General features: G+C 54.3%; 18 protein-coding genes and 1 pseudogene. 9 read left to right on the top strand and 10 right to left on the bottom strand.

The window, feature by feature from the left end; genetic code table 11:
* The first annotated feature begins 141 nt into the window (after positions 1 to 141).
* The 3 genes from M2418_RS24700 to M2418_RS24690 all read left to right on the top strand — a co-directional run bounded on the left by M2418_RS24700 (position 142) and on the right by M2418_RS24690 (position 2,651).
* Positions 142 to 789 carry a MarC family protein gene (locus M2418_RS24700; protein WP_259149741.1) on the top strand — a complete coding sequence of 216 codons (648 nt, stop codon included), beginning with the start codon at positions 142 to 144 and terminating at the stop codon, positions 787 to 789.
* Positions 790 to 878: 89 nt separating this feature from the next.
* The gene (locus M2418_RS24695) at positions 879 to 1,298 is read left to right on the top strand and encodes a hypothetical protein (RefSeq protein ID WP_250984715.1); all 420 of its coding nucleotides are present in this window, start codon (positions 879 to 881) and stop codon (positions 1,296 to 1,298) included.
* Positions 1,299 to 1,949: 651 nt separating this feature from the next.
* Entirely contained in the window at positions 1,950 to 2,651 is a 702-nt protein-coding gene (locus tag M2418_RS24690) for an SDR family NAD(P)-dependent oxidoreductase (RefSeq protein WP_405049482.1), read from the top strand.
* Between the two features lie 382 nt (positions 2,652 to 3,033).
* Here the strand turns inward: M2418_RS24690 and M2418_RS24685 are convergent, their stop codons facing one another.
* A complete protein-coding gene (locus M2418_RS24685) occupies positions 3,034 to 4,032 on the bottom strand; it encodes a GlxA family transcriptional regulator (RefSeq protein WP_250984716.1) in 999 nt (332 codons plus the stop codon).
* A 229-nt stretch (positions 4,033 to 4,261) separates the two neighbouring features.
* Here M2418_RS24685 and M2418_RS24680 point away from each other — a divergent pair, with 229 nt between their 5' ends.
* Positions 4,262 to 5,098, top strand: a complete 837-nt coding sequence (locus tag M2418_RS24680) for an alpha/beta fold hydrolase (protein WP_259149739.1) — start codon at positions 4,262 to 4,264, stop codon at positions 5,096 to 5,098.
* Positions 5,099 to 5,223: 125 nt separating this feature from the next.
* Here M2418_RS24680 and M2418_RS24675 read toward each other — a convergent pair whose 3' ends face one another.
* The gene (locus tag M2418_RS24675) at positions 5,224 to 7,083 is read right to left on the bottom strand and encodes a heavy metal translocating P-type ATPase (RefSeq protein ID WP_259149676.1); all 1,860 of its coding nucleotides are present in this window, start codon (positions 7,081 to 7,083) and stop codon (positions 5,224 to 5,226) included.
* 761 nt (positions 7,084 to 7,844) lie between these two features.
* Here M2418_RS24675 and M2418_RS24670 point away from each other — a divergent pair.
* Both M2418_RS24670 and M2418_RS24665 read left to right on the top strand, forming a co-directional pair.
* Positions 7,845 to 8,054, top strand: coding sequence for a cold-shock protein (locus M2418_RS24670; RefSeq protein ID WP_192490079.1), 210 nt, complete (start codon positions 7,845 to 7,847; stop codon positions 8,052 to 8,054).
* A gap of 158 nt (positions 8,055 to 8,212) precedes the next feature.
* Positions 8,213 to 8,488 (top strand): hypothetical protein, encoded by a 276-nt coding sequence (locus tag M2418_RS24665; RefSeq protein ID WP_250984718.1) that lies wholly within the window; start codon positions 8,213 to 8,215, stop codon positions 8,486 to 8,488.
* A 197-nt stretch (positions 8,489 to 8,685) separates the two neighbouring features.
* Here M2418_RS24665 and M2418_RS24660 read toward each other — a convergent pair.
* A pseudogene (locus tag M2418_RS24660) lies at positions 8,686 to 9,687 on the bottom strand (sensor histidine kinase).
* Between the two features lie 522 nt (positions 9,688 to 10,209).
* On the opposite strand from M2418_RS24660, the gene M2418_RS24655 reads away from it, so the two are divergent.
* The 3 genes from M2418_RS24655 (at position 10,210) to M2418_RS24645 (ending at position 15,387) form a co-directional block, all read left to right on the top strand.
* Positions 10,210 to 11,247 (top strand): YiiG family protein, encoded by a 1,038-nt coding sequence (locus M2418_RS24655; RefSeq protein WP_259149675.1) that lies wholly within the window; start codon positions 10,210 to 10,212, stop codon positions 11,245 to 11,247.
* 584 nt (positions 11,248 to 11,831) lie between these two features.
* The gene (locus M2418_RS24650; protein ID WP_250984879.1) at positions 11,832 to 13,340 is read left to right on the top strand and encodes an ATPase domain-containing protein; all 1,509 of its coding nucleotides are present in this window, start codon (positions 11,832 to 11,834) and stop codon (positions 13,338 to 13,340) included.
* On the top strand, positions 13,318 to 15,387 hold the full coding sequence (locus tag M2418_RS24645; protein WP_259149674.1) for an ATP-binding protein: 2,070 nt from the start codon (positions 13,318 to 13,320) through the stop codon (positions 15,385 to 15,387). The genes M2418_RS24650 and M2418_RS24645 overlap by 23 nt, the downstream gene beginning before the upstream one ends.
* A gap of 303 nt (positions 15,388 to 15,690) precedes the next feature.
* Here M2418_RS24645 and M2418_RS24640 read toward each other — a convergent pair whose 3' ends face one another.
* The 7 genes from M2418_RS24640 to M2418_RS24610 form a co-directional block, all read right to left on the bottom strand.
* Complete coding sequence (locus M2418_RS24640; RefSeq protein WP_259149673.1) at positions 15,691 to 16,647, bottom strand: FecR family protein; 957 nt, start codon at positions 16,645 to 16,647, stop codon at positions 15,691 to 15,693.
* Positions 16,648 to 16,746: 99 nt separating this feature from the next.
* Positions 16,747 to 17,295 (bottom strand): RNA polymerase sigma factor, encoded by a 549-nt coding sequence (locus tag M2418_RS24635; RefSeq protein ID WP_259149672.1) that lies wholly within the window; start codon positions 17,293 to 17,295, stop codon positions 16,747 to 16,749.
* Between the two features lie 298 nt (positions 17,296 to 17,593).
* On the bottom strand, positions 17,594 to 18,391 hold the full coding sequence (locus M2418_RS24630) for an ABC transporter ATP-binding protein (protein WP_259149671.1): 798 nt from the start codon (positions 18,389 to 18,391) through the stop codon (positions 17,594 to 17,596).
* Positions 18,378 to 19,364: an iron ABC transporter permease gene (locus M2418_RS24625; protein WP_259149670.1), complete on the bottom strand. Its 987-nt coding sequence runs from the start codon at positions 19,362 to 19,364 to the stop codon at positions 18,378 to 18,380. Before M2418_RS24625 ends, M2418_RS24630 begins: the two co-directional genes overlap by 14 nt.
* Entirely contained in the window at positions 19,361 to 20,341 is a 981-nt protein-coding gene (locus M2418_RS24620) for an iron ABC transporter permease (protein WP_259149669.1), read from the bottom strand. Before M2418_RS24620 ends, M2418_RS24625 begins: the two co-directional genes overlap by 4 nt.
* Positions 20,342 to 20,373: 32 nt before the next feature.
* Positions 20,374 to 21,297, bottom strand: a complete 924-nt coding sequence (locus M2418_RS24615; RefSeq protein ID WP_259149668.1) for an iron-siderophore ABC transporter substrate-binding protein — start codon at positions 21,295 to 21,297, stop codon at positions 20,374 to 20,376.
* 66 nt (positions 21,298 to 21,363) lie between these two features.
* On the bottom strand, positions 21,364 to 23,760 hold the full coding sequence (locus M2418_RS24610; RefSeq protein ID WP_259149667.1) for a TonB-dependent receptor: 2,397 nt from the start codon (positions 23,758 to 23,760) through the stop codon (positions 21,364 to 21,366).
* Positions 23,761 to 24,012: the final 252 nt, after the last annotated feature.

The raw sequence follows: 24,012 nt of genomic DNA, 5'->3' as shown, positions 1-24,012 counted from the left end.
GTCTGCTCGCCTACAAGGACGGCGGGTTTGTGCGACGTTTGCCAGCACTGATAATTTCACAGCGAGCAAATCGTATTTCTTGCTACCGCCTTCGTTGATGGAGCGGTGGCGAACAAGGCACCATCAAAAAGGGGATCTTCCATGGACTTCTCGACTATCGACGCCACGCTCGTCGGAAAGCTTCTACTTTTGCTTTTAATTGGTATGGGGCCGAAAATCGCCCTCGTGCCGTTTTTGGAGAAAACCCATGGCTTCGATGCGGCGACCAAGGTGCGCATCGGTCGCCAAATGGTGGTGACGGCGTTCGTCACAGCATTGATCCTGTTCGCAACAGGAGCACTTTTGATGCGGCTTCTCCACATTACGGGCGGCGCCGTCGCGGTGGCAGGCGGCATCATTCTTGCACTTATAGCGATCAAGATGGCGTCCGGACCAACGGACAAGCCACATGACGAGCTTACCGCTCCGATCGATCCCGACAAGCTCGCGGTGTTTCCGCTCGCCGTTCCCTATTTGCTTAACCCTGTTGGCATTACCGTCATCATTCTCGCATCTGGAGAAGTCGTCTCGGTCGCCAGCGCGGTGGTTGTTGTCGTTCTGATCATTATTGTGGCTGCTTTCGACTATCTCGTATTCACCAATACCGACAAGCTTTCCAAACGCATGAAACCGGCCGGCATGGTCGTCTCAGAGGTCGTGTTCGGGATTTTACTGACTGCGGTTGCAATTCAGTTGATCGTCAGCGGACTGGGACGTTTGGGTATCATTACGGCGCCAGCAGCTCATTGAAAAAAGGGGCGAGGTCCTGCACAGGCAAACGGGAATGCGAATGGATGATTGATCGGACGAGAAATGCCTTCGCTTACGGAGCACTCATTGTGCTTCAATCACTGGCCGTCGCATTCCTGCTTCGGACTATCTTTCCGATATTCTATTACGTGGTCACACATCTTGGCGAACGCCAGGAACTGCCCGTCTCTAAGTTGCTGTTAATCCTCGCGGCTTCTCTTGTTTTGCAGGCAAGTTATTGGACGCGGCTTCGGTGGGTCGAAGTCCCCTCGCCTTTCCACTCCACATTGGTGTCTCACGTGCTTTCCTTCGCTGCGCGCCTCGCATTCCTGTTTGGTGGCGTCCTGTTTTCGACGATCTTCTTTCGGCACTTGCCGGAAACCGAAGCGCTGCCGCCGCTTGGACAGGCAGTACTGCACGGTGCATTGATCCTGTTGGTATTGTTCGGGTTCTTTTGCTACTCGGTCGAACTCGAAAGGCTTGCAAAAGCGATCGAGGATCCGACTTGAGGCGATAGACGGCTTTGCACGTTCACTCGTGAAATCCATGCTTGGCGAGAAAACCTACCTTTCTGGCGACAAGATTGAGGCCGCGTAGATTTCATCGAACTGCGACAAGCAGCAGCAGGCTTCCCGACAAGCGCCGAATTCATCCGTTGTGCAGTGGGCAACGAGAGGTCGAGGCCTTCAGCTGGTTTTCACTAAAGGCACGCGCGAGCGGCATTTTACGATTTGCGGCGCGACTGTAGGCATCCCGGATCTCTCACATACGCGCATCGTTGGTAGTCGAGTTGGCGCCCTTCGACCGGAAAACTGGTCATGGTCTTGGAGGGTACAATGGACGACCTAGATATCAGAGTGTGATCCCAACCATCCGCCCATCGGAATGGAGTGCAGTGCCGCAGGCCGTCCGAATGAAAAGCATGCACCCCACCCGCAATCCAGAGCTGTCGTATGTGCTGTACGCGCAAAGGAATTTGTTATCAGAGGTTTACACCAGCGCCTGAACATATCAAATTCGATCCAAGCCTCGCGCTAAACGGGGCGGCTGTCATCGAGCGACGCAAATGGTCAACAGTCTACAAACAGGGCACATTCTGCTCTAAGCGATATGGCAGTCCGGAAGCCCCGCTTAACTGACACGTATCTCGGGAATTGCCTATGCCTGAAATGTCCTCACTTCCCGGCAACTATACCGCTCTCGTCATAGGCTCGAGCGGCGGGATAGGGTCGGCCATACGACAGACACTCAGTGCTGATCCGCGCTGCAACGAGGTCATCTGTATGTCACGCAGGGAAGACGGGCTGGATATTACCGAGGAAGCATCGGTCGTTTCTTGCGTGCAAAAGATCGCCAGCAAAAAAATCCATTTGTTGATATGTGCGACGGGCGCTTTGACGATCAATGGTGTCGGCCCCGAAAAAACAATCAGGCAGCTCGATCCCGACGCGATGACAGCGCAGTTTCGGTTAAATGCCATCGGGCCTGCACTTGTAATGAAGCACTTTCTTCCGCTCGTTGATCGTGAAAAGCGTGGCATCTGCGCCTTCCTATCGGCAAGGGTTGGCTCGATCGGAGATAATCGCCTTGGAGGGTGGATTTCCTATCGCTCATCGAAAGCTGCTCTGAACCAAATCATCCGTACTGCGTCAATCGAGTTCAAGCGCACGCATCCTGACGCTGTGCTCGTAGGTGTCCATCCTGGGACAGTCGAAACCAGCCTGTCGGAGCCGTTCTCGCGCGGGCGTGAGAGAATGCGACCGGATGATGCGGCAAAGATGATTTTGGAGGCGCTGAACGCAGTTGCCAGTACGCAAACGGGAAGTTTTATCGCATACGATGGCTCATCCATCGAGTGGTAGTGCAGGCATTCGAAAGCGAAAAAAGTCCGCTTAAATATCTCCGAGAGGGATATGGAAATGCGATCACTTCAGGTGCCTGGAGCCAAGAAACATAAATGAGAGCAATGTCTTAGGCTGTTGGTAGTCCCGTAGATATGGCGGTGAACTGACACAAAAGTTGCCAAACACCAGCGCTGACAAAGGAAGAATTTAGCGGCAGGGACGTTTTTATCAGTCCGTATTGAGCATTTTGTGTCTCACGGTCGGGTAGCGCTCTCTCACTTCGATCATTCGATGTCCAATCACAAACTTTCCGGGATGGGGAGAACGCACCGAATTTGAGGCAAGCGCGAGAGAGAACATGATCGCTTCGCGAGCGGTAAGTTTCTCGACCACAGAACAATCATACGCGCGCGTCACCGCGATAGACATTTGGCGTAGCGCCGGTCAGCCTGCCAAAAACCTTTCGAAAGGCGGCTGGATCGGTATAACCAACCGCCCAGGCAATGCTCTCGACAGAACCATTCGTCGTCTCAAGCAACTGCCGCGCCTTCATGATGCGCACATTTTGTAGATATTCGGTCAGCTTGAGCCGTGTCGCACGCAAAAAGCGGCGCTGGAGTGTCCTTTCGGAAAGACGCACGCTGTCTGCTAGCTCACCGATCGATTTTTGCATCTCAGGCGTCGCATGAAACTGGTGCTGGACCTGCAGGACCTCCTTATCGCCATGATCGAAGCGGGGAAGAAAAGCCTTGTACTGGCTCTGACTGCGACGCGGCGGATCAACAACAAGAAAGCGTGCAGTCTCAAGCATCACGGCCTGCCCAAGCAGCTTCTCGACAAGGAGCAGGCCCAGATCAGCCCAGGCCAGAATTCCGCCAGCGGTGATGACATCGCCATCATCGATGATCATGTTATCGGGTGACACGTCAATCTTGGGAAACTGTTCAGCAAGCCTGTCTGCAAAAGCCCAGTGGGTCGTGGCGCGTCGGCCGTCGATGAGCCCGGTCTCAGCAAGGACAAACGCCCCGGCACAAATTGAACAGACAGTAACGCCGCGCGCATGCTGGGACGCGAGCCATTGCGACGCCGGGCTCATGCTTTGCATCTTCTCAGGCATGATGATGCTAGGCGGCGCGATGACGTAGCTCAACGCGTGTGGGATGCCAGGGCTTGAATCCCATGTGCAGGATACGTCACCACCCTCCATCTTCCAGTGACTGACCCGAATGTTGCGATAAGTTGTCGGCGCCTGCAAATTTGTAGACCAGTCGTTGGCGACGCGAAACAGATCGGTCAGTCCATAGACGGCAGCCAGCTGACAATCCGGGTAAACCAGTAAGCCCACCTCTATGAAATCAGGCGTTTTGGTATTTGCCACTTTTGCCTCGGATAAAGTCATTTCCGCCACGTGTTTTCGATAGAAGATCGCGATACCTTCTCTTTGTCAAATACGGAATTCGCAGACAAAGCGCGACAGGAGAAATGCCATGACATCTGATACAAACCGGTTTTTCGTGTCGAGACGCAGCGTACTGATCGGAAGCATCGCCCTTGCCAGCGTGAGCGTTCCGGCGATCGCCTTCTCGCAAAACTCATCCACCAACAAGTCATCACAAGGAGAAATCGACATGGGCTTTGTAACAACCAAGGACGGCACCGAAATTTTTTACAAGGATTGGGGTCCAAAGGACGCGCAGCCAATCGTTTTCCATCATGGCTGGCCGCTGTCGTCGGATGACTGGGACGCCCAGATGCTGTTCTTCCTGTCGAAGGGTTACCGCGTTGTTGCTCATGACCGTCGTGGTCACGGTCGCTCGGCACAGGTGGCGGACGGTCACGACATGGACCACTACGCAGCCGACGCATTTGCTGTCGTCGAGGCCCTTGACCTGAAGAACGCCGTTCATATCGGCCATTCAACCGGTGGCGGTGAAGTTGCCCGCTATGTTGCAAAACATGGTCAGCCCGCAGGTCGTGTTGCCAAGGCTGTTCTGGTTTCTGCGGTGCCACCACTGATGTTGAAAACCGACGCCAACCCGGAAGGTCTGCCGATCGAAGTGTTTGACGGCTTCCGTTCCGCACTGGCTGCCAACCGCGCCCAGTTCTTCCGCGATGTACCGGCTGGTCCTTTCTACGGGTTCAACCGCGATGGTGCGACGGTCCAGGAAGGTGTGATCCAGAACTGGTGGCGTCAGGGCATGATGGGTGGCGCAAAGGCCCATTATGATGGCATCAAGGCTTTCTCCGAAACCGACCAGACCGAAGACCTGAAGGCGATCACCGTTCCAACGCTTGTTCTGCACGGTGAAGACGACCAGATCGTGCCGATCGCAGATTCTGCCCACAAGGCGATCAAGCTCCTGACGAACGGCACGCTCAAGACCTACCCTGGTTTCTCTCACGGTATGTTGACGGTTAATGCCGATGTTCTCAATGCTGACCTGTTGGCCTTCATTAAGAGCTGATCTTGAGGAAATTTTGCAGCAACCGTTGCTGCGATCGCCAAGCCACGGAAGCGAAAGAGGAGCGTTGACGCCCCTCTTTCGCAACCGTCTCTTAATTAATTATGCCACTCGACGCCTCCGCCGCTCTATCGTGTGATTTCTTGACCAATTCGAGGTTTAATCGCGAGAACGCGCAACGCGTTGAGGATCACAGCCACATCGATCAATTCCTGAATGACGGCGCCCTGTACCGGCGTTAAGTATCCAAAGGCCGCCGCGGTCATACCGATAGTCGACATTCCGATACCGGCCATGACACTTTCGAGCGCTATACGCCGCGCGCGTTGCGCAATTTCGATACCCGGAAGCAGGCGGTCAAGATGATCGACGAGAAGAACAATATCCGCAGCCTCGGCTGAGGCGGCGGCTCCACGAGCCCCCATGGCAACGCCAATATCCGCAACAGCAAGTGCCGGTGCATCGTTAACACCGTCTCCTACCATCATCACTAGCCCGTTCTTGCGTTCAGCAGTCACAAGAAGAACTTTCTCGTCTGGCGTTAGATCTGATTTGACCGCATCAAGCCCCAGGTTTTTTGTAACATCTTCCGCGACTGCCTTTCTATCGCCAGTGGCTAGCAGGATACGGCGTATGCCGAGTTGACGCAGGTTTGCTATAAGCTCTGCGACACCTGTGCGAAGAGCATCGGCCATGGTGATGTAGCCAGCAATTTTATTATCGACTGCAAGCGTGACAATTACCGCACCAACATTCAAGATCGGGCTGGGAATGGGCGCTGCGCCGATTTGCTGATTGACGAACGAAACTCCTCCCACACTGACCAGGTGACCCGAAACGGTTCCGCTAACTCCCTCTCCAGGACGCTCCGTAACGTGATCTGGCGCCGGCAGCACTACACCCCTGCGGTGCGCCGCAGTAACAATCGCCACGGCCATCGGATGCTTTGACGCCTGTTCAAGAGCCGCAGCGAAATATAAAACTTCATCCTCCGACATACCGTTGCATGGTTCAATCAACACGATCTGGGGACGTCCATCTGTCAGTGTACCGGTTTTGTCGAGAACCAGTGTCGTGATCCGTGCCAGGACTTCCAATGGCTTTGCGCCCTTGATGAGAACACCAAAGTGCGCCGCCCGCGACAGCCCAGCCACGAGAGCGACAGGTACGGCAAGGATTAACGGGCAAGGCGTTGCCACGACCAACACCGCCACGGCCCGGATAGGATCACGAGTGAGCCACCATGCAGCTGTCGCGAGTGCAATTGTCACCGCGAGGAAAAGCATTGAATATCGATCCGCAAGCCGCGCCATCGGTGCCTTGGATGCTTGCGCTGCTTCAACCAACCGGACGATCCCGGCGTAAGTGCTGTCAACCGCCCGACGCCGAACGCGCAGGTCAAAAGGCTCGCCCGCATTCGTACAGCCGCTCATCAACTCGTCACCATGCACAAGTCGCACGGGCATTGATTCACCCGTGATGGCAGACTTATCGACGATCGCCTGCGCGCCCTCAATATATCCGTCTGTCGGCACGATGGCGCCCTGATGAATGAAAAGGAGGTCGCCTGGTTCAATCGTGTCGAGCGCGACAACCTCTAGAGTGCCATTTTCATGGCGTGTGGCAGTTCTGGGAACCCGGGACAGGAGTGTGCTCATTTCGCGCCTGGCACGGCCCTCCGCAAAGTTCTCAAGAAAAGTGCCGCCGGCATACATTACGGCGACCACCGATGCGGCCAGCGTTTCACCGAATAACAGCGCTGCCGTCATCGAAAGCGCCGCGACAATGTCCAGCCCAACTTCACCTCGACAGAGACTGCTAAGGATTTCGACGACCAGAGCAATCAAGACCGGAATAACCCCAAGACGCCAAGCAAGGACGGCCATATCGGGCTTGTCGTATGCGAAAAAAACCAGCCCACTTATGAGACCGAGTATCGCAATCGAGAGCAGCACAGTTTTGACGCGGTCATAGGTCAGAGAGAACATGACGTCCTTTCATCGCCCCTTCGAGCGTGTGGATAGTGGTCCTGCCGTCTTTCTATTTGGTTCAACTGCTGGCTTGTTTGTCGTGCTGTTACGACTTGCCAATTCGAAGCTTTTTCTCGTGTAGTCGGTATGAAGCTCTAACAACCATTAACATACCAGAGATGCGCGTCCGCGGCACCAGCGGGAATGGTGCAATTCGAAAGTTACTCTCCCAGGGAGGCTGGCATCCGTTATTTCAGCTGATGAGCTCATCAAGTCTCGCTCAAAGCTGACTGAGCTTTCATTAGCGATTTCTGGATTAGCGAGCACTCGCCTTGAAGAAGCGGAATACACGTACACTTATCTTACCGCATAAGTCGAAGAGCCGACCCGACAAAGTCATTTTCTATAGTTGCTTCGCCTGGTATCCAAAAATCCGCGCGTATTTTTCCCTCTGCCAGCAAACCTGCTCGAGAGGTACCAGCTACTCTGGTATATCTGAACCGCCGCGTTGAACTTTGCCAGTCAGCGTGAATGGTCAGGAAGCGTGCGCTGGGCGAGAATACATCCTTAGATAGATGTTCGGAAATGCTCGCAAAACTAAAAGTTGACAATCAGATTTAGATCCACTATTTATTCATTATCGATATTTTCTTGCTGAGCTTTGGTTACCGCGCGATTAGCACCGCGCTTTCAACGAACCCTCCCTTTAAAACAATCGTTATCATCATCCGCAGCGCAGTCGCGCTGAGGTCATCTATATTGCTATGAAAGGGTTCATTATGATCACCGGCACAGTTAAATGGTTTAATTCCACCAAGGGCTTCGGCTTCATCCAGCCTGACAACGGCAGCGCTGACGCGTTCGTTCACATCTCTGCCGTCGAGCGCGCCGGAATGCGCGAAATCGTCGAAGGCCAGAAGCTCAGCTACGATCTGGAGCGCGACAACAAGTCCGGCAAAATGTCGGCTTGCAATCTTCAGGCTGCTTAAATCGGTATCTGCTTTCCTTTGACCACGGATGTACTGGCACTGTTGAAAGCACAATACCTACTGAGGTCAGGCAAGTTGCCTGGCCTTTTTTTTGCCTGATGACACCGCAACTGCGCGGGTGCCCAGGTGGCCAATGGCCGCAATAACAGGAGTTCTCGATGACGAACCCAGCCAACGAACTTCAGGCAATCAACACGGCTTGGCAGATTGCCGTGCAGGAAATTCTGCGGATGGTCGTTCGAGACCTGTACAAATCAGGGGACGAGGCGTCCTTCCAAGCGCATATCAAGAGAGTTGAAGAGGCGGCCGTTGACAGCATCTACACCGGACTGATGCTTCGCGGGACGGATGAATGGACGGAAGTCTTGGTCAAGGAAAAGGCCAGTAACTTCGTCACGACGCTTTTGACGTCGTTCACTTATGACAAGGTTTGATCATCGCAAGCGGTTCGCCTGTTTCAATGGAGAGCCATGATAGTGACGACGCGCTTAAAAAAACAAGTTTGTCGCTAACAGTTTTTCCACCCGCCAGTCTGTTTCAAAACTCACTTAACGAACGGTCATTCCCCAACAACGGCAACTCTAGGTGACAAGACGCCGTTAGCCTGTTGGTATGAGCAAGCGTTTCACTTTCAGGCTGTTAGCCGACTTTCCTTTACCCAGAGCGTCACGACAACTCCCCCTTCAATCCAGTTAAAGTCAATTGACCCTCCCAGCTGCCCTGAGACGGTTCGATGAAGCAATTTGCTGCCGTAGCCTTCGGCAGTCTCCGCCGCACCGATACTATCACAGCCGTGCTCGCTCCAAACGATCTCGATGTCGTCTTTGGCTGATGCCCCGGAAATGTCGAGGGACCCCGTTTCGTTTGAAAGGGCACCATACTTCAGCGAGTTCGTTGCGAGTTCGTGAATGATGAGCGCGAGACTTGTCGCGGCCCTCTACCCAAGCCCCATGCGTGGAACTGCAACGCGGATACGCCCGGCGAAAGCGCCATGGTCGTCGTATGGCGCCAACAGCACACTAAACAGATCACCCAGCAAAGCCGCGCGCCCCTGACCATCTGGAAGCGGGCGGACAAGCTCATGGGCGCGTCCGAGTGCGGTAAGGCGCTGCGTCAACTGCTTTGCCATCTCCTCCTTCGTTTCAGTTGAACGCGACGTGATGCTCGTGAGGCCGGAAGCCAAAGCGAGCAGGTTCTTAACGCGGTGGCTCATCTCACCGGCGAGCAGCTCATGACTTTCCTCCGCCTGCTTGCGCCCCGTTACGTCAAGAAAAATTCCAGTCGTCTTTTTTGTTGACGTATCGCCGTCGTTCCCCTGGCCACGCGCGGAGATCCATCGGACATCAGAGGCGGTCGTGAGGATGCGGAAATCGATTTCAAAGGGCCCATCAATCGCACGAGTGGCAACAAACGCCGCCCTGACGCGGTCTCTGTCCGCGGGATGGACCTTAGCTGAAAGATGCTCAAAGATGAGATCGGTCTCTGCTGGTATGTCCCAAAGTTCGTATGCCTTGGTGTCCATGACGAACGTATCGTCTTCCAGCATCCAGGTCCAAAGCGCCACCCCCGCCGATTTAATAGCCCGTCTAAGCTCGTCTGCACTCCATTCAGGCTGCGACCTTGATGCGCTCATCGTAAATCTCTTCTGACAGATGCCACTCACTATTTTCAGAACTACCGGGCCGGACTAAGGTTATCAATGGCCTATGCAGGCTTTGTGATGCTAATACCACAAGCTTACACGTTGAAAAGTGGGGCAGGATGCCTCTGTCACCGACGACAAATTGTGCCATTGAAGCGATATAAGCGCGCCCCGATTCCGCTGTGCTTTGGTAACATGATCTGCGCGCACGCAAATGCAATGTCACACCGATGCCGGGCGGCGTGCGATAACGTGGCGCCTCGCGGCTGCGTTGTGCAGATAGCAGGCGCTTTAATTCTGTATGGAGTTTGAGCGCGTACACATCGCGGCTCGATTGGTCGGAGCAGCCATGGACGCCAGTGGCGTTCCTGGCGAAAGGCAGGTGAAACGTCCGCTGGGCTTGCCTCCACCCCTAAATCACGCCAAAAGGCTCCCCGTCTTAGTGCCTTGTACCACCGATACCCAACAGGCGCTTTGACCTGAACGGGATCCTGAAATCTTGTTTGCAATTTGATGTCTTTGCAGCTTGGAAGTGACGATCTCCTCAGAGATGAAATGAGGACGCAAATGAAACAAAATCAGAACTTTAACCCCCTGTCTCCCTTTTTCGCCATTGCAGCAGCCCTGCTCATTCTGTCGGCGTGTGATGACAACACCTCCAGCCAGACAGATCGTGCGCGAGAGACACAAACCTCCAGCGAACAGTCAGAAGTTCAAAAATACAACGCCTATGTCGAGGTTGCCAATTCGGTGCACCGACCTTACGCCGAGGATCTGGCAACATATCAGCGCTATATTCAGCCTGTACTTGACGGCAAGGAAGAGAATGACGACCTCCTTTTCCCTTCATCGTCGACGATGAGCCGGGTCAAGGAGAATCTGGACAAAGCGCGAGCCATGAAACCCGACATGGCCGAACTTGACGTTTCGGCGCAGACCTATAGCGATGCGTTGGACAAGGCTATCCCTCTTGATCGCGACCTGGACAATTACATCGAGGCCAAGACCTATCTGAGCGATAAGGGCGCGCATGGACGCGAGATTCAACCCGCCTATATCTCCGCCATGGAAACCCTCGCAAAGGCCCAGATGAATTACGCCAAAGCGATCGAGGCAAAGGACCGCGCCCGCATCAAGTTGGAATTTGACGAGACGGAAAAGGACACGCTCGCCTATTTCCGGATCGGCATGGTCTATCATATTAAGGACAGCATCGACCAGGCCTCTAGTTTCCTGAATGGCGAGGGTTTTGGTGACAGCAAGGACGTGTTCAAGGCTGCGCTCGACGCGTTCGCCACCATGGCGTCAGGCTATGATCGCAAGGTGCGAGACCAAAACAGCACGGGTTGCCCGGCCATCATGTCCAATGCCAATGCCTATCTCTCCGTCGGCAGGCAGATCATCCACAGGACCGAACACGGCTCGTATGAAAAGGACAAGCAGCAAGGCTCCCAGTTCCAGCTAATGCAGTCGCGGGAGCAGCAGGACGCAAGCTCCCTCCTCCAGAACTATAACAATATGATCAGCCAACTGAACATGAACCAATGCTGAGCTGAACCTGAACCTGAACCTGAACCTGAACCTGAACCGCGTTATGCGGGCTGCGTCCCCAACGCAAAACCTAAAGATGCCACACATTTCGTTTGAGCGTGGAATGTGTGGCTCCGAATTCGATGATGTCGATGCGACACGACATCTCCTTGCCTGAAGCAATGGAGCAATCAAAGCATAAATCCGTACGGTAGGATGCGAGCGATTACAACAACGCCGCGCCAGCATCGAGCAGCAGTACCCCATATGACAGCCGTTCCGCCGATCCCAAGTCGCAACGAACTCGATGAGCTTATGACAAACCAGGGCTCTGAACGTTGGCCATCTCGTTAACCCAACGCCGGCGTCTAACAATCCGCAGTGATGGCCGCGCGCGACCCGAAGCGCCAAACGGGCGTTCTCCTAACAGCAGCCATTGAGCAGTCAAAGGACAAGGCTATCCACCAGACTTCATAGCGATAAAACAGCATGGTTTTTGTCTTAGCTTAAGGTCCATTATCTCCAAGTCCTCAAACCAGATTGCTCCTCGAGCCTTGATTCTCTTAAGACCTGTATCTAAGTATTTTAGGAAGTGCGGAGGAAACATGGACGAGATTTTAAGTCAGAGCGCTAGAACAGGCGTGCAGGGATTGGATGATGTTCTTTCCGGTGGCTTAACTCGCAGGCACGTGTTCCTCTTAGAGGGATCTCCGGGGACGGGCAAAACGACAATCGCCCTGCAGTTCCTCATCGAAGGCGCAAAACTCGGCGAGCGCTGTCTGTACATAAGCCTATCGGAGACGAACGAAGAGCTGCGTGATTGCGCAAAATCACATGGTATGGAAATCGGTAGCGAGATCGAAATCTTTGAACTCGTACCGCCAGAAAGCCTTCTCGACGCCGACCAACAGCAAAGTCTGCTTTATTCCTCGGATCTCGAGCTCGGTGAAACCACAAGAATGATTTTCGAGGCGTTTGATCGCATCAAGCCTCAGCGCGTCGTAATAGACAGTCTTTCCGAAATCCGCTTGCTGGCACAAAGTTCGCTGCGCTACCGCCGACAGATACTTGCTTTGAAACACTTTTTTTCACGTTCGGATGCCACCGTCCTGTTGCTCGACGACATGACGTCGGAAAATTTCGACAAGACTGTGCACAGCGTTGTCCATGGCGTGATCTATCTCGAACAACTGGCTCCAGATTACGGTTCTGAACGTCGTCGCCTGAGGGTGATAAAATATCGCGGACAGTCGTTCCGTGGTGGCTATCATGATTTCGTCATCAAGACCGGCGGCGTTTCGGTGTTTCCGCGGCTTCGTGCAATTGAGCACAAGACCGGTTTCGAGCGAACCACCTTATCCAGCGGTCTTCCCGAGTTCGACGATCTCCTTGGCGGAGGCATCGAGCGCGGGTCCAGCACACTGCTTATCGGGCCGGCAGGCACCGGCAAAAGCTTGTTCGCCCTGCAGTTTGTGAACGCTGCAATCCAGCGAGGGGAAAAAGCCGCGATCTTTATCTTTGATGAGGAGCTTGGCCTGCTTTATGCCCGTACCAAGACCATGGGTATCGACCTGGAAACACTGCACGCACAGGGCCATATCCACATAGAGCAACTGGATGCCGCCGAACTGTCACCGGGTGAATTTGCGCAGCGTGTTCGTGACCGGGTTTCAACCTATGAAGCCAAGACGGTCGTAATCGACAGCATTAATGGCTATCAAGCTGCGATGCCGGAAGAGAATGCTCTCATCCTGCACATGCATGAACTTTTGCAATACCTCAACAGGCAGGGTGCAAATACCTTTTTGACGGTCGCGCAGCATGGTCTGGTCGGCGACATGAAATCGCCTGTTGACGTTACCTATCTTGCAGACAGCGTCATTCTTCTGAGGTATTTCGAGGCACTGGGAAAAGTTCGGCGGGCAGTATCGGTGATCAAGAAACGCACCGGGCCACACGAAGATACTATTCGTGAATTTAAAATATCCGGTGGCGGACTAACGCTCGGCGAGCCGCTTTCGGCCTTTCAGGGAATTCTGCGTGGCGTCCCTAACTTTGTGGGGGATCAAAACCCTCTTCTTCCAATGACCGGTGAGGGTAGCGACAATTCCTAATAGCGACACAAGCGCCCTAGTTTACGCTCCTATCGGCCGTGACGCGGAGATTGCAGTTTCGCTCCTGAAAGAAGCTGGGGTGGCCGCCACCGCAGTGAGTGATATTGCGTCGTTTGTGGCGAAGTTGAGTGACGACATCGCTTTCGCAGTTGTGACAGAGGAGGCTTTTCGGTCTGCCGATCTGAGAGGTTTTTCCGCGTGGATCGAGGCACAGCCGAGTTGGTCTGACCTTCCGTTCGTCATCCTCACGAACCGTGGTGGTGGACCTGAACGCAATCCGGCGGCGGCAAGATTATCTGAAGTCCTGGGCAACGTGAGCTTCATTGAACGGCCATTTCATCCAACCACCTTCATAAGCGTTGCGCGATCCGCCATGCGGGGCCGTCGCCGCCAATTCGATGCCCGAGCTAGAATAGAGGCTCTTGATGAAGGCGAGAGACGTCTTCAAACGGCGCTCAGTGCTGGCAGACTGGGTGCGTGGGAATTCGATCTTGCAACCGGCGAACTGATCACTTCGACGACCTTTCGATCAATATTCGGTCGCAATGCCACCGAGGAGTTCTCCTACACGGATCTGTTGGCCACTATCCATCCTGAGGATGTCGACCGGATGCAGTTGGCCGTTCGAACGACCATTGAAACCGGTGCCGACTACGCCATAGAATACCGCACGATCTGGAGTGACGGCTCTGTCCATTGGGCCGAGATCCGCGCCCAGCTCTACAGAGACCGCGAAGGTAAGGCCATAAAGCTCGTCGGCGTCTCGGCCGACATCACCGCACGACTGAAAGCGGAAGAGCACCAGCGACAACTGAACGAGGTTCTCGAAGAGCGCGTTGCAGAACGGACCCGTAAACTGGAAGAGACCCACGCCAGAATGATGGCAGAGGTCAACCAGCGGGAGAGCGCCGAGCAACAACTTCGCCAGGCTCAGAAGATGGAGGCGATCGGCCAACTTACTGGCGGCGTGGCGCACGATTTCAATAACCTCCTGATGGCGGTTTTGGGAAACCTCGAATTGCTGCGAAAGCATGTTGGAGAGGATAACAAGGCGGTTCGTCTCATAGACGGAGCCCAGCAGGGCGCAAAGCGCGGTGCATCGCTCACCCAGCGGTTACTGGCCTTCTCGCGCAAGCAGGACCTCCGTATCGACCCGGTCGACATGCGAGCGCTGATAATGGGAATGGAAGATCTGCTGAAACGCTCGGTTGGCGCAAATGTGGTGATTGAAACGCATGTGCCGCCCCATCTTCCTCTGGTCTCGGCAGATGCAAACCAGATTGAACTGGCGCTCCTCAATCTCGTTGTCAACGCCCGTGACGCAATGCCAGACGGAGGCGAGATCCGCATTGGGCTGGACGAGGTTCATCAGTCCAGGCCGGAAGGTGAGCTTGCCGCCGGCCATTACGTCGTCCTTTCGGTCGTTGACCAAGGTCAGGGCATGGATAGTGAAACACTTAGAAAAGCTGTCGAGCCGTTTTTCTCCACCAAGGAGCTCGGAAAGGGTACCGGTCTGGGACTCTCCATGATCCACGGTCTGGCGTCCCAGCTGAAAGGCGATCTCAAGCTGACAAGTGAGTTGCAGCGCGGGACAAAGGCGGAACTATGGATACCGGTATCCACATCCGGCGCGGCAACTGAAACCGGGGTGATTGATATGCCGATTGAGATAGCGCAGAAAGCCAAAGGGCCGAAAAGAATTTTGCTTGTGGACGACGATGCACTCATTGCCATGAGTTCAGCTGACATGTTGACGGACCTTGGTCATGACGTGGTGGAAGCCTATTCGGGAAACGAGGCACTTCAGCGCCTGGGCGACGGGTCCGAGTTCGACCTTCTCATCACGGACTATTCCATGCCGGGAATGACCGGCGGAGAGCTGGCAATTGCTGTTCGGGATATAGTTCCAGATCTTCCGATACTTATTGCGTCCGGCTATGCCGAGTTGCCACCTGGAGTGAACCTTGACGTGGCACGGCTTGGAAAACCCTACACCCAAGATCAGTTGGCGCGAGAACTCGACCGGCTGTTTGCTGATAGGATTTAGGCAAAAGGCTGCGAAATCTGAGTTCGTTTTGAGATTTCTGGCGCCATCTTTCGCCGTGATGAAGAATGCAGGCCAAAGGTATTATTGGGACGTGACTATGTCAGCGGGATATAAAACAGAGAACACGCACTCTGCTTAGCCTTATATATGCAATACGAACTCTCCCGGCGTCAAAGCTGAAATGTCCTGCTTCTGATTAACGCCAAATTCTACGAATGCCCCTAGGACAACCGGTGGTCGGTAACTCGGAGCAGCGTTACTTTTTGGCGCAGGCTTCTCAAAACAATGTCGCTACAGCCATCCTCAGGAACGGATTAGTATCAAGGGTCCTACCCGAGTTGTTTTTACGCCTAGTGCTGCGCGAAGGAAGGATAGAGCGGCTTCCGTGTCCGTGACATTGATCGTTCCGCTGATCCTACGATTTGCGACGATATCACTCGCGATGACAATCCTGCCGGAGAAATGACGACCGATTTCCTCGACGACCTTGAACAGTGGGGCATTCTCGACGGCAATCTGGCCACGCCGCCAGGATAGTGCAACATTGCTATCAACACGCTGAACAACGGAGCTACCGCTCCGGCGGTCCACAAGCGCTTGTTCACCTTCGTGAATCTGCAGGGAGCCGGAATTGCCCATTTCCCGTTCAATCATCACAGTATTTTCTGTGACGCTCACCTGGAGGTCGGTGTCGCTGTAACGTACGTCAAAGGCGGTGCCTAGAGCTGTCACCCGGGCTGGGCCTGCATCGACGCTGAACGGGCGTTCCGGTGCATGGGCAACCTCGAAATAGGCCTGGCCGCGCAGGAGCCGCACGACACGTCGCTCTGCAGTAAAATCGACTGCGATGGCTGATGAGGAGTTAAGTTGAACCGTTGATCCATCCTGTAATGTGACGACTGGCATTTCATCGACGCCCGCAACGACATCCGCCTGCATTCTGATGGGGCCATCAAGCGAGAGGAATGCGGCGCCAGCAATGGCGAGAAAAAACAGCGCTGTGACGACAGGTTTGACAGGACTGCGGGGTTTTATACGAATGTTGGACAGCGCGGTATCAGACTGAATGGCAGATTGGGCATCTCCCAGAAGCTGTTCGGCCGTATTGTATGTTTGACAGTTTTGCGGATCGGCGTTTATCCATGCCTGAAAACGCGACTTTTCTTCCGCTGGTTGGCGGGGGTCGTTGTTACGCAAAATCCAGTCCGCAGCCTCCCGGTTGCGTTTTCGTTGGGCATCTTTCGCCCGGTTGCCTGGCATATCCCTCTCCAGCCTGTGTCCTCTATCGTATAGACGCTTGGCTATACCGAATTGGGACTACGGCCCATTTAGAACATTTCGGGGATCAGGTGAAGCGGGCTAGACTTGCAAGAGGCGATCAAGGCAGTGCGCAAAGGCACGTCGCAAATGTCGGTCCACCATGTTTCGTGAAATGTTGAGCTTCACGGAGATCTGGTCCGGCGTCAGATGATGAAGCCGGTGCAGGATAAACACAACGCGTCGTCGCTGCGGCAGATCGGCGATTGCATCACGCAATACGGCAACGCGCGCTTCGATCTGCAGGACGTGGTCAGGAGCTGGTGCGGCGCTGGCGACCGCCAAAGCCTCCTTTTCGGAGCCTGAAAACAACCGTGCCTCGATGTTTTCACGACGAAGTCTATCAAAACCGAGATTGATGGCCGCTCGGCAAAGGAAGGCCTTCACAGAGCGCTTGTTGCGAAGGACCTCCGGCTTAGTAGACAGCTTGATGTAAAGATCGTGAACAACGTCCTGAGCCGTCGAGCGCGGATGCCCGCGGCGCAGCACGGCACCAGTGATATCGGCATAGTGCTCTTCGATTGCTCTGTTCAGCAAATCATTGCCATCAAGACTGTCCCAAGACATCCGCGAGGTAGAAGAGCTCGACATAATACTCGCTTCCCAAAGCAACAATATCGTCAGGACGGCATCATGTCCTATGGCTCTGAACGCTATAGGTTCAGAAAAAGTCGTGCAAGGACAACAAGTTAAAACAATCCATCGGTGCTAATCTCTACTCGCCTTAAATCATGACATTAAAATTCATCTTTATGCCTGATTTTGTTGGTCGATTTTCATTTAACCTGTTCCGATCAGACAGCGCTGACCATGCTCAGACATCTGAAAAAATTGCAGCGGTGTGATATTTCCATCACCCATCATGAAGCCGCAACATTGACGGTTCGCCTTATAGTGGGATGCACAGCGGCGTTCCGGCAACCGGATCGCGCATGATCATAGTGTCTACGTTGAACACCTCAGTGATTGTCTTGGCAGAAATAACCTCTCCCGGATTTCCGGACGCTATGATGCGCCCTGCCTTGAGGACAACAAGGTGGTGCGCGTAGCGTGCAGCCTGGTTGATGTCATGCAAAACGGCAACAATGGTCTTGCCCTGACGGTCAACAAGCATCGTCAAGAGTTTCATCAATTCAATCTGATGTTCAAGGTCGAGGTAGGTTGTCGGTTCATCGAGTAGAAGGACTTCGCTTTGCTGGGCGAGTGTCATCGCAATCCAGGCGCGTTGTCTTTGTCCACCCGACAGGCTGTCCAAGGAACGATCGGCAAGGTCGGCTATGCCGGTAAGTGTCAGCGCCTCTTCGCAGGCAGACTGATCTTCGCTGGACCACCGCGCAAATAAAGACCGATAGGGATAGCGTCCTTGCTGGACAAGATCAGTGACAGTAAGCCCCTCCGGTGCGACCGGTCCTTGCAGAAGAACACCGATGCGCCGTGCCGTCTCCCTCGTCGAGAGCTTAGAGATGTTGTGACCATCCAGGAGCAAAGTGCCAGTTGTGGCAGGCATAAGGCCCGCAAACGTGCGCAGAATAGTGGATTTGCCACTCCCGTTCGGCCCTATTAAAGCAGTGAAACGGCGCGGCGGCACGGCGAGATCAAAATTCTCGACCACGTGACGTTTTCCATAAGCAATATGGATATCAACTCCAGCCAGCTTGGCATGCGGCGTTTTCTCATCCACGCTCATGGCGGCGTCCCCAGATCAAGTATGCTAAAAATGGTGCCCCGATGAGGCCTGTGACAATACCCGCAGGCAGTTGTGCTGGTGCTATGATCACGCGGCCCGCCAGATCTGCCGATGTGACAAGGCAAGCTCCGACGAGGGCTGCCACAGGTATAATTCTGTAGTGTGCTTGACCGACCAGGCGGGTGGCAATGTGGGGTCCTATCAGCCCGACGAACCCGATCAGTCCAGACACTGCAACCGCTGCGCCACAAATCATTACGCAGATAAAGATCAAAAGACCGCGCATTTTATCAACCGGCTGGCCTAGGCTTCGTGCGGCGTTGTCACCAAAGCGGATCAGATCCAGTTCGGACGATAGAAGGAACGTCAGCGTGATCGGTAGGATGAGCCAGATCGATAACAGCCGGACCTTGAGCATATTGGCGTCATAGACACTTCCAGAAAGCCAGATCATCGCGCGCTGTACATCACCAATCTCACCAAACGCAGACAGGAAAGTGGTGACCGCACTGGCAAGCGCACCCAATCCCACGCCAATCAGGATGATCCTTAGCGAGGATGTTCCACCACGCCATGCGAATAGGAAAACAGTCACTGCCATGATGGTTGCGCCACAAAATCCGGCGACCTGTAATAAAAATACGGGCGGGTCCTGCATCAGAACAATAACCGCCATCGCCGCCGCAGCGGCGCCACCATTGATTCCAAGAACTCCAGGTTCCGCTAGAGGATTACGCAGGACGGCAATCGTGATCGTACCTGCTGTCGCCAGCGCTGTTCCAACAAGGATGCCAAGAAGAACACGCGGCAGTCGCAGTTCAAGAACAATCATCACGTCTTGTTGGCTGGCATCAATACTCCCGGATAGCACGGCAAAAACTGCATGCCATGAGATGGAAATGTCGCCGAAGGTGAGGCTTGCGGCAATCAGGAGTGTCAGCAGCAACGTAAATGCGGAAATGACGCGGATCACGTTTCCGCCCTCACCCTTGTCCGTGCAAGCCAAAGAAAGAACGGTGCGCCGACCAGCGCAATCGTCACTCCAACCGGAAAATTCTGGCTCGCGAACAAGGTGCGTCCCATCATGTCGGCCATCACGACGACAAATGCGCCAGCAATGGCGCAGAAAGGCAAGACCCAGCGGTAGTCAACGCCGATCATGAAGCGAACAATGTGCGGCACAATCAGACCGACAAAACCAATCGGGCCAGCGAGCGCCACGGCGCCTCCTGCAAGGAGCATGACGATAACAAGAGACACACCACGCCACAGCGCAGTGTTTTGCCCAATCGCGCGAGAAGCGTCCTGGCCGAGACTAAGAGCTGTCAGATGCCTGCCGATGAACAAGGACGCAGCGAGCGCAACTGTAGCATAGGGGGCGACATCCAGTATCTCAGCGAATGTCCGACCGGAGACCGATCCAGCGGTCCATAGGCGTACGGCATCAAGTGTGCTCTGATCGAATATCAGCACCGCCCCGGTCAATGACGTAAGGAAAGCGGTAACGACAGCGCCAGCGAGAATAAGGCCTAGGGAATGATGAACGATACCGCCCATGGAACCGAGTGCGTAAACGACAACGGCAGCAGCTCCTGCTCCACCGAAAGCAAACCAAATGTAACTTGAACCGTTACCTGACCCAGTCAGTGTCATCATGGTTACGACAGCAAATGCAGCGCCGGCGTTGATACCAAGCAAACCGGGTGAGGCAAGTGGATTATTGGTCACTGCCTGCATGATGGCGCCTGACACTGCGAGCGCGCTTCCAGCGATGATGGCGGTCAGTACACGTGGAAGCCTAATCGCGATGATCAGGATGTGATCACGCGACCCGTCGAAATGCACGAGTGCAGCAATGACAGTTTTCGCGGGCATCCACGTTGTGCCGACACTGATGGCCAGAAGGCAGCCTAGCACCAGCAGCAACAGCAGCACAACCAAAGCCAACATCCTCCGCCCAGCTAACATGCGGGCTCCCGTCCTCACTGGCTGTCCAGAATATGACGTTCAATGTCATCAAGAATGCGATGTGCCGACGCAAGACCGTGAAAGCTTTGCCATGGCCCACGATCGACCCGATAAGCCCGACCGCTCTGCACGGCAGGCAATAGCTGCCAAAGTGGATTTTGCACGACCTCCTTTTCCAGTTTGTCGTCTTCATCGCTTTCAAAGCCGCTGGCCGAAACATAGAGCAGAATATCGCCTTCCAGACTGGCCAGCTCCTCCCAATCCGGACGCTTCACGATAGTGCCGTCTGTCACTGTTTCGTATGCCGTGCGTTTCACTCCGGCCTCGTGAAGCACGGCAAATGGCGCATAGGCTTCTGGACCATCAACGAAAACCACGAAGCGGCCGGGTGCGAAACGCACAGTCGAAACTGTCAGCTCAGTCTTCGCCATTCGCTCTCGAATGCTGGACACGCGGCTCTCATATGCTAGTAGCGCCTGGTCTGCGGTTCCCTCACCCCCCGCGACCTCAGACAAGCGCTGCAGATATTGCTTCCAGTCCATATGCTTGAAAAGCACCGTAGGGGCGATTTTCGCTGCAGTATCGTAAATCTGTCCATGGGCTTCGGCAGAACCGATAATCAAATCGGGTTTCAGCGCTGCAACCCTCTCGAGACTTGGCTCTCTGGGATTGCCCAAGTCGACCAAATTACGGTCTTTTACACTCTTCATCACCCCATCGTCCTGTATCGCCATATAAGGCGTCGCAACGACGGGAGCACCAAGTTCAAGGAGCATGCCTAGAGTGATGAGCGGATCAAGTGTCACGATCCTTTGCGCATTTTTAGGGATGCAGAGAGGACCATTGTAAACATCCTCACTGATCTCTTTGCCTTCGCATGCGGCATGCGAAAAAGAGGTGTTCATCAGAAAAATAATGAGGGCAAGACAGAAGCGCATTACAGACGTCATTTCATTCTTAGGGCTGAAAAGGCTGTGGGGTATGACACCCCACAACAGCGGTTGTCAGAACTTGACGCGGACATTCAGTCCGAATGAGCGACCCTTGCCCGCCTGGCCGAACGGCAGCGAATAGTCAGGATCCACGATCGTGAAATACTTCTCGTCCGTGAGGTTCTCCACGAATGCGATAACCTCCCAATTGTCCTTCTTGAAGCCAGTTTGCGTATTTACGATGAAGCGCGGATCGATCTTGTACATCCCATTCGTGCCAAAGCGCGAATTGTAGCTCGTCGTGTACTTGGCATCGGCTCCGACAAAGACGCCGTTTTCGAACTCATACCGTCCGCCCAACGCCACACTCCATTCTGGAGCTTCCGGGAACGACTTACCGTCTTGTGGCAGCGTAAGCGCTGCGTGGTTGAAATCGATGAACTTAGTGTTCAGGTAGCCGATAGACATGAATGCGGTAAATTCATCTGTGACCTCAAGAGTTGGCTCGATCTCGAAACCCCACGCCCGCGACGTTGCAGCGTTCGAAGTGATGCGATAACCCGGGATGGATGGATCAGGACGTATTTCAACCTGCTGATCATCGTACTTTGTGTAGAAAAGATTGGCGTTCAGCGTCAGACGGTCCTCAAGAAGCGTTCCCTTGTAAGAGACCTCAACATTCTGAGAGTATTCCGGATCGTACGTTCCCAGATCACCGGTCACCCGATCGAAATAGGAGCCACCAGATCGAAAGCCCTGGGTGTAAGTGAGGCCAACCGTCTGGTTGTCACCGAACTCCTTGGAAAGGCCGACTTTCGGCACAAAATTCAACTCATCAAGGGACGATGGATCGCCTGTCAGCACCGCTGAGGGATCGATAAGGCCGAAATAGTTTCGCTGGTGATCCCTATCTTTCAGATAGTCCAGGCGCCCTCCCAGTGTTGCAAACCAGGTCGGTGCAAATTCGTAGGTCGCTTCACCGAAGACAGCGAAGTTAGATGTTCTGCGGTTCTGTGTATCGCTCTGCTGATACAGGTCGAATGCGACAATATCCGTGGCGCCGTCCCACACTTCGTGGCTACCGTAGACGCCGGCAACCCATTTCCAGCTATCGGCTTCGTAGTTTAGCCGGAACTCTTGCGTGAAAATGGAATTATCGTCTTCGCCGGTAATGCCGTTGATCACACCCTCAGTGCCGTAATCGATCGAGCGCCGGTTGTTGATGCCGTACTGGTAACCCGTCTGGGATGTGAAACGCAGCGTATCTGAGAAATCGTGCGTGACTTCGAGGCCTAGGTTGTGCGTCTCGGTCCAGCGATACTCCGTATACGTCACCGGGGAATTGTTGAAGTCGCCACGGCCCGTATAGAGGCCTACGAGGGCGTCGTTCGGCCGATCTTTAGAGTAAGAATAGGTCAGCAGTGCGTGGGTGTCCGGCATTTCCGATGGTGTGATCAGCACCTTAGCCCGCAATACACCGCTAATATCGGTCGTCAGTTCATCGTAATTGTCGAAAATCCTGAAATCCGAATAATCGGGCTGGGCATATGAACGCTCGAAGGCACCCGAGATACGCAACGCGATCTGGTCATCAATGACGGGAGTATTAACCATGAAGGCGGTGCCTGCGAGATGATCGCTGCCTACCGTGCCGGAAAGTTCTACTTCTTTATCGAACGTCGGATCTTTGGACTTGATGTAAATCGCCCCGGTCATGGCTGCACGGCCGGAAAGCGTTGACTGTGGGCCTCGATAGACCTCCACCTGCTCAACATCCCAGAGGTTACGCGCACCGAAGCGGGCATTGTATCGCGTCTGGAGGATGCCATCGACATAGACGGATCCAGCCGGTCCACCGGACGGGACAAGACCTTCCGAACTCATGCCGCGGATGACGAAACCGGCGTTGACCGTGGCGCTGTCCAGCACGTTTGCCATGCGACGGTAGGTGTCCTGGGTGGTGCGTATTTGGCTGTCTACCAGGTTTTCAGCGTTCACAACGCCGACGCTGCTTGTCGTACCTTGAAGCGTAGTTGCGTTGCGTGATCCATAAATTTTAATGGCATCAAGCACGGTACTTCCGTCCGCGGCAGGAGCTGTTGTGAGGTTGGATCCAGAAGAAAGTGTGACCTGGTTGGTTCCCGCAAATCTGGCACCAATACCTGTCCCGACCAGCACGGAATCCAGTGCTTGTTGAGCAGTCAGATTGCCACTGGCACCTGAGGTCGTTTTGCCTTGGGCGATGGAAGCATCGAAGAGAATCTGTAACCCGGTCTGTGCAGCAAGGCTGTTGAGTGCTGGCGTCAACGGACCTGCCGGGATCGAAATTGGTTGCTGCGTTTGCTGCGCGACTGCCTTTGTGGCCATTTCCGGGACGACCGGGCTTAACACAACAAGTGCTGTACCAGCCAAAAGGATTTTACCCAGACTTGCCCAAACCCGGCTTCCGGAAAAAACATCGTTATACATCGAGACCCCCAAATCGTAAGGCGCTTAACGCGCCTGTACCCAACACGTAGTTTCCGTACCAAACCGGAAAAATCGCGATTTCCGGCATGGCTCTGGACGCGGCTTCACAATCCGCTCATGGGGTAGACGACTGGGTTTTGGCTCTTGGGACTATCGGCGAAAAAAAATCTGCTGATCGATCTGGGCACGCACCTACCTTGGGCGTTTCGAACGCTCGATCACATCAAATGACATCGAGAACCATGGTACGTG

The sequence above is a fragment of the Rhizobium sp. BIGb0125 genome (assembly GCF_024810055.1).
GTDB lineage: Bacteria > Pseudomonadota > Alphaproteobacteria > Rhizobiales > Rhizobiaceae > Agrobacterium.
Note: the sequence above shows the minus strand (reverse complement) of the source record. Positions and strands in the feature narration are given on the sequence as shown.

What these genes read in the sequence shown, in the direction of transcription:
- M2418_RS24700 (WP_259149741.1), top strand. Translation starts at nt 142, where the DNA reads ATGGACTTCTCGACTATCGACGCCACGCTCGTCGGAAAGCTTCTACTT.
- M2418_RS24690 (WP_405049482.1), top strand. Translation starts at nt 1,950, where the DNA reads ATGCCTGAAATGTCCTCACTTCCCGGCAACTATACCGCTCTCGTCATA.
- M2418_RS24685 (WP_250984716.1), bottom strand. Translation starts at nt 4,032, where the DNA reads ATGACTTTATCCGAGGCAAAAGTGGCAAATACCAAAACGCCTGATTTC.
- M2418_RS24680 (WP_259149739.1), top strand. Translation starts at nt 4,262, where the DNA reads ATGGGCTTTGTAACAACCAAGGACGGCACCGAAATTTTTTACAAGGAT.
- M2418_RS24675 (WP_259149676.1), bottom strand. Translation starts at nt 7,083, where the DNA reads ATGTTCTCTCTGACCTATGACCGCGTCAAAACTGTGCTGCTCTCGATT.
- M2418_RS24670 (WP_192490079.1), top strand. Translation starts at nt 7,845, where the DNA reads ATGATCACCGGCACAGTTAAATGGTTTAATTCCACCAAGGGCTTCGGC.
- M2418_RS24665 (WP_250984718.1), top strand. Translation starts at nt 8,213, where the DNA reads ATGACGAACCCAGCCAACGAACTTCAGGCAATCAACACGGCTTGGCAG.
- M2418_RS24655 (WP_259149675.1), top strand. Translation starts at nt 10,210, where the DNA reads ATGTCTTTGCAGCTTGGAAGTGACGATCTCCTCAGAGATGAAATGAGG.
- M2418_RS24650 (WP_250984879.1), top strand. Translation starts at nt 11,832, where the DNA reads ATGGACGAGATTTTAAGTCAGAGCGCTAGAACAGGCGTGCAGGGATTG.
- M2418_RS24640 (WP_259149673.1), bottom strand. Translation starts at nt 16,647, where the DNA reads ATGCCAGGCAACCGGGCGAAAGATGCCCAACGAAAACGCAACCGGGAG.
- M2418_RS24635 (WP_259149672.1), bottom strand. Translation starts at nt 17,295, where the DNA reads ATGTCGAGCTCTTCTACCTCGCGGATGTCTTGGGACAGTCTTGATGGC.
- M2418_RS24630 (WP_259149671.1), bottom strand. Translation starts at nt 18,391, where the DNA reads ATGAGCGTGGATGAGAAAACGCCGCATGCCAAGCTGGCTGGAGTTGAT.
- M2418_RS24620 (WP_259149669.1), bottom strand. Translation starts at nt 20,341, where the DNA reads ATGTTGGCTTTGGTTGTGCTGCTGTTGCTGCTGGTGCTAGGCTGCCTT.
- M2418_RS24615 (WP_259149668.1), bottom strand. Translation starts at nt 21,297, where the DNA reads ATGCGCTTCTGTCTTGCCCTCATTATTTTTCTGATGAACACCTCTTTT.
- M2418_RS24610 (WP_259149667.1), bottom strand. Translation starts at nt 23,760, where the DNA reads ATGTATAACGATGTTTTTTCCGGAAGCCGGGTTTGGGCAAGTCTGGGT.